Below are 4,596 nucleotides of genomic sequence, written 5' to 3'. Positions count from 1 at the left end.
TCAAGTATCCGCATTATCAGTTATCCCCATTATCAGTTATCAACCGTGATACAGCATTTACTGTTAACTGTTCATTGATTTAAAGAGGGGAATTTCTATCTCGATAGAACCAATGGTGACTAGAATTCAGTTACATCTCGGTGGGAACAGCTTATCTTGATAGAACCAATGGTTCCTAGAATCCAGTTACATCTCTTGTGTGCAGCTTATGTGTTGGGAACCAATGGTTCCTAGAATCCAGTTACCTCTCTTGTGTGCAGCCTATCTGTACTATGTTTCAGCCGTTTTAGTAGGCAAAGATTTGCGATCGCATGAAACGTAAAAACCTAGTTTTTATAAGGCTTTGAGAAATGTTGTGAGAAATCCGGGTTATGTCGATAGAACCAATGGTGACTAAAATCCAGTTACATCTCTCGTGTGCAGCTTATCTCGATAGAACCAATGGTGACTAGAATTGTGTTGGGAACCAATGGTTCCTAGAATCCAGTTACCTCTCTTGTGTGCAGCTTATGTGTTGGGAACCAATGGTTCCTAGAACCCAGTTACATCTCTCGTGTGCAGCTTATGTGTTGGGAACCAATGGTTCCTAAAATCCAGTTACATCTCTTGTGTGCAGCTTCACCCGCATTTCTCACAAGCCATGCGGTCAAATTCAACATAGGCGTTATCCAGACTATGTTTCAGCCGTTTTAGTCGGCAAAGATTTGCGATCGCACGAAACGTAAAAACCTAGTTTTTATCGAAAAAGTAAAGGTTCAAAACCTCGCCTCTTGTGGCGCGTTCGCGGTAGCGTCTCGTAGAGAAAAAATCCTTGTATCTCAAGGTAGGTAAAAACCCTCTGCCGTTGTGTCTGGCTGAGTTTAATTGCGAATGGGCGAAAAAGCGAATTGCGAATTGGTTTTATAAGGCTTTGAGAAATGTTGTGATCAATCCGGGTTACGGGGTGCTGCATCTACGCCCAACCTAGGCATCACGGCAAAATAACTGTTTTTATTGAGAATCTAGGTTTGTGTTTCTGAGAATAAAAGTCCGATCTAACTTGCATCGCATTGCTCCCAGCCGCAGTTTACAATCATAAAAGCAATTCAAAAAATTACAGATTTTAACTTTGTCCGCATGATCATTACGAACGATACACAGCAGTTATTAGTTAATAATCACCAGTTAAGACCGACAGAGGCACTAGAATATCGTGCAATTGGTCGGCTTTGGGGGAAGTATGTACCCAGTGAGTCGCTTATTTATCAAGGGCAACTAATAACTGCTGACGGTGTAATGCTTGAGACAAACCTTGCGAAGAGAGCATCGAAATTAGTTCAGCAATCTCAACTTGATTTATCACTTGATTACCTGTGGACTGTTTACCCCAGAACAGGATTCAAAGATTCTCCGACCCGACTTCGGGTGACTTTGATAAATGTTCGCAACGAAAAAGAATATACCGACTCAGTAAAAACCGAATTGCAGTTAGTAGCTGATAACTTTTCTGTACAAGGATTAGTTGTATATCAAGACTATGAATTTGGGATAGTATTCGTTAAAATTCACCAAAAACCTCAGAGAGACTTTGAGCCACCCAAAGATTTCCAACTAAGACTAATCGGATTTTTACCATCAAATTCGATTAAGAAATTCTGGAATTTTCATGTGCGACGTGTCGGGACTAGCTTAGTAATTCAATCAGGGGAGTGCATTAAATTACAGGAGCGTGAGCAATCATCAACTTCAGATATATCAACCAGCACAACTGAAGATACTACTGAGGGCTAATCCTACAGAAAAAGTGCAGTCATTTCCTGCTCAATTGCTGATTTAATCAACGTTTAAGAGTGCATTGCTGCCAATAAATTATTATGCCTAAACGTAAATCTCCTAAGACGAATAGTTCACTATCAAAAGAAGAAGCCACGCCAACCAAGCCAGCTATTTTACGTGTCGTCAAGCAAAAATCTAGTGCCACAGACGATAATAATTCTGCACAAACTGACTCAGCATTAACTAGTGTACCAAGAGAAAATCAACCATTTGAGGCCTCGTTAGAAGTAAATAATAACCAGAGTCAAAGCATTGAAGTTTCAGAATTAAACAGTAGTCCTGTCCTGACTGATGATGCTATATCTCAAACAATAAAAGTAGATAATGAACAGTCAGATGTACCCAAAATCTTAGAGACAACACTAGTTAATTCATCATCATCAACTGTTTTTATTGAAAATACCTCTGGTGAACATGAGCAATCAGAGATAGAAACAGAACAACCGCAATTAGTGAAAAAACCAGCCTATAAAAAACTAGAGACAGCAACTAATAGTTCAGGACAGACGTTTACTGTCAAAGAAAAAATTGAGGTAAGTACAGGTAACTTTGGTACACAAACGGTTTTTCTTATATCCTTATATTCAGCACCAGATGGAAGTATTTGGGCTTATTACCATCCTGTAGATAAAACTCAAAGACTGCTATGGAAGCGGGGGTGCTGTCGGATTGAGGATTTGAAAAAGCTATCGCCTGCGGGGAGTAAGCAATGGTTAAAATAATTCGTAATGACGCTCCTGCGGACGCTCGTTCCTCTCTACCGCAACGCTTTCGCTACCGCTACGTCCCTTGGGCGTCTCGTAGAGAAGACAGTAATTCGTAATACTTCTCGACGAGACGCCCAAGGGACGGCTACGCTCAGTACAAGGAAAGTAAAACGCACAATGCAAGTTTTGTGACGAGGATTTAGACCTGATTAAGGCTGACCAAGAAAGTCTCCTTTACCAAGTTCTACACCGCAGTGCCTAAGAATGTCATACGCTGTTGTGACATGGAAATAAAGGTTTGGTAAAACAAAATATAGGAGAAATGGCATTCCTTGAAAAGAGAGAGTGTTGTCACGCATCTGTAGGGTAATTTCTCTCTCTTCTGAACCGTCAATTTGCTCAGGTTTAAAAGTATTTAAATGAGAGATAGTTTTTTGAATACGGTCAATAAGTTGAGGAAATGTAGTTTCATTGTCCTCTTTCTTTAGGTGGTTCTATTCCTGCTAACCGTGCGGCACCTCTATTTACTATGTCAGAGGCAATTTGTACTTGTTTTGATAATGGAAACATATCTGGGGATAGACGACTATTAATCAAGACATTCGGATCTATTTTTTTAGTTTCTGCATAAGCAGAACCTTTTTCAAGAATGTTTGTAAGGTTATTCAGTGTGCGAATAGACACGGGTATTAAAGCTTGGTACATTGAAATGGTCATTGAGATTTCTCCAGAAAAAGTTCAAACGACTTTGGGCCGCCCCATCTAATATTAGGGGAGATTGACCATTTAATGAAATTCACGCATTCAAAATTCACGCATTCAAAATTAAGAAGAAATAAAAATTTTTAATTAATTAATTCTGGGTACAGAGCAAGCACTGATTTTTTAAATCAGTGGTGCTTCTAGGTGGTGGGTTTCAGAGCCAACACTGATAGCGCCGGCGGCAAGCGAGTCCGCGTTCGCGCAGCGTCTCGTAGAGAGCGTCTTGCAATTTTGAATTAATAATTTTGAATTTTGAATTGTTTTGACGGGAGCAAAGCATATGTGAAACAAACCCAACTTTCTCATGCCATCCATTCAGTCCATTGTGGGGCATCTGTCACCATTTGGGCAAACTTGTCCGGGTCAATATCCTCAAACTCCAGCATCACGCCGCAACGCTCATCAATCGTTAGTGTACTGATTCAGAGGGAACAGGGAACGGGCAACAGGGAACAGGACACTTTCTGTTCCCTGTTCCCTGTTCCCTGTTCCCTGTTCCCTGTTCCCTTTCTTTGTAATTCTTTAACCTTGTCAACCCCTAACTCTACCCGTTCAATTGCCAGCCGAGCATAATATTTAACCCGCTCCCACCAAGAATCACTGAGTTGTTCATCTGTGTCCATACCCCCCCGATTATTACTTCCACTTTCATTATTAGGGGGTGTGGACGGCGGGTTAATCCCATACTGCATCTGCATTCTAGCTGCATGAGCCGCCATTCGTTCTTGCTCTGACTGGCGTTTCCTTTCCCTCTCCTCCCTCCCTTTCTGCCGATACTCCAATACCTTCTGAGCAAACTCGACATCCTCCGTATTGAGCCGATAATACCGAACCCGTTGACCATCTTCGAGTGGTCGCCGCGACTCAGTAGATAAACTCAGTTGCGAGAGATACTGACCGAGAATCCACATCGGTGATTCATCAAGGGGAATGGTCAGGTTGAGAATGCCTTTAACGTGAGATGCGTTGCGTTTGGAGAAGTCAGCCAAAGCCTGAATCATCGCTTCGTCACCTTTAATCTCAACCCCAGCCATCAAATCGATCAACACGGCTCTGAGTCCCAGCCGATGACGCATCAGCCAAGACGTGGAATGATTACTCCAGTCAGTGCAAATCGATAAACGATCGCGTTCTGATTTATCCCGCTCCGCTACAACAGGCGGCGGTGCAATAAGGTCATCGGTAATCATTTCTCCCGGTGCTGCCAATATCGCTTCAAGTGCGACAATCTTGCGTATCAGCTTCCCACCGTCATCTTTCTCCACCAATTCCGGGGTAACTGGCATCCCATAGGTATCCAGAATGCGAAACT

The 4,596-nt window shown here is 42.2% G+C and carries 4 protein-coding genes and 1 pseudogene; 2 read left to right on the top strand and 3 right to left on the bottom strand.

Translation table 11 applies throughout. The annotated features are described in order from the left end of the window. Positions 1-1,116: 1,116 nt before the first annotated feature. Positions 1,117-1,770 (top strand): hypothetical protein, encoded by a 654-nt coding sequence (locus tag LC605_RS31060; RefSeq protein WP_229551254.1) that lies wholly within the window; start codon positions 1,117-1,119, stop codon positions 1,768-1,770. Positions 1,771-1,853: 83 nt separating this feature from the next. Continuing rightward, positions 1,854-2,537: a hypothetical protein gene (locus LC605_RS31055; RefSeq protein WP_229551253.1), complete on the top strand. Its 684-nt coding sequence runs from the start codon at positions 1,854-1,856 to the stop codon at positions 2,535-2,537. 194 nt (positions 2,538-2,731) lie between these two features. Here LC605_RS31055 and LC605_RS33330 read toward each other — a convergent pair whose 3' ends face one another. The 3 genes and pseudogenes from LC605_RS33330 to LC605_RS31045 all read right to left on the bottom strand — a co-directional run. After that, a complete protein-coding gene (locus LC605_RS33330) occupies positions 2,732-2,950 on the bottom strand; it encodes a DUF1993 family protein (RefSeq protein ID WP_309143287.1) in 219 nt (72 codons plus the stop codon). Between the two features lie 40 nt (positions 2,951-2,990). After that, complete coding sequence (locus LC605_RS33325; RefSeq protein WP_306426893.1) at positions 2,991-3,239, bottom strand: DUF1993 family protein; 249 nt, start codon at positions 3,237-3,239, stop codon at positions 2,991-2,993. 467 nt (positions 3,240-3,706) lie between these two features. Continuing rightward, positions 3,707-4,596 (bottom strand): annotated as a pseudogene (locus tag LC605_RS31045) (bifunctional DNA primase/helicase); the annotation flags it as partial.

The sequence above is a fragment of the Nostoc sp. CHAB 5836 genome (genome assembly GCF_020829445.1).
Taxonomy (GTDB): domain Bacteria; phylum Cyanobacteriota; class Cyanobacteriia; order Cyanobacteriales; family Nostocaceae; genus Nostoc.
The sequence above is the reverse complement of the archived record's forward strand: the minus strand, read 5'-3'. Positions and strand labels throughout refer to the sequence as shown.

Coding starts and splice junctions, on each gene's coding strand:
- LC605_RS31060 (WP_229551254.1), top strand. CDS start 1,117: ATGATCATTACGAACGATACACAGCAGTTATTAGTTAATAATCACCAG.
- LC605_RS31055 (WP_229551253.1), top strand. CDS start 1,854: ATGCCTAAACGTAAATCTCCTAAGACGAATAGTTCACTATCAAAAGAA.
- LC605_RS33325 (WP_306426893.1), bottom strand. CDS start 3,239: ATGACCATTTCAATGTACCAAGCTTTAATACCCGTGTCTATTCGCACA.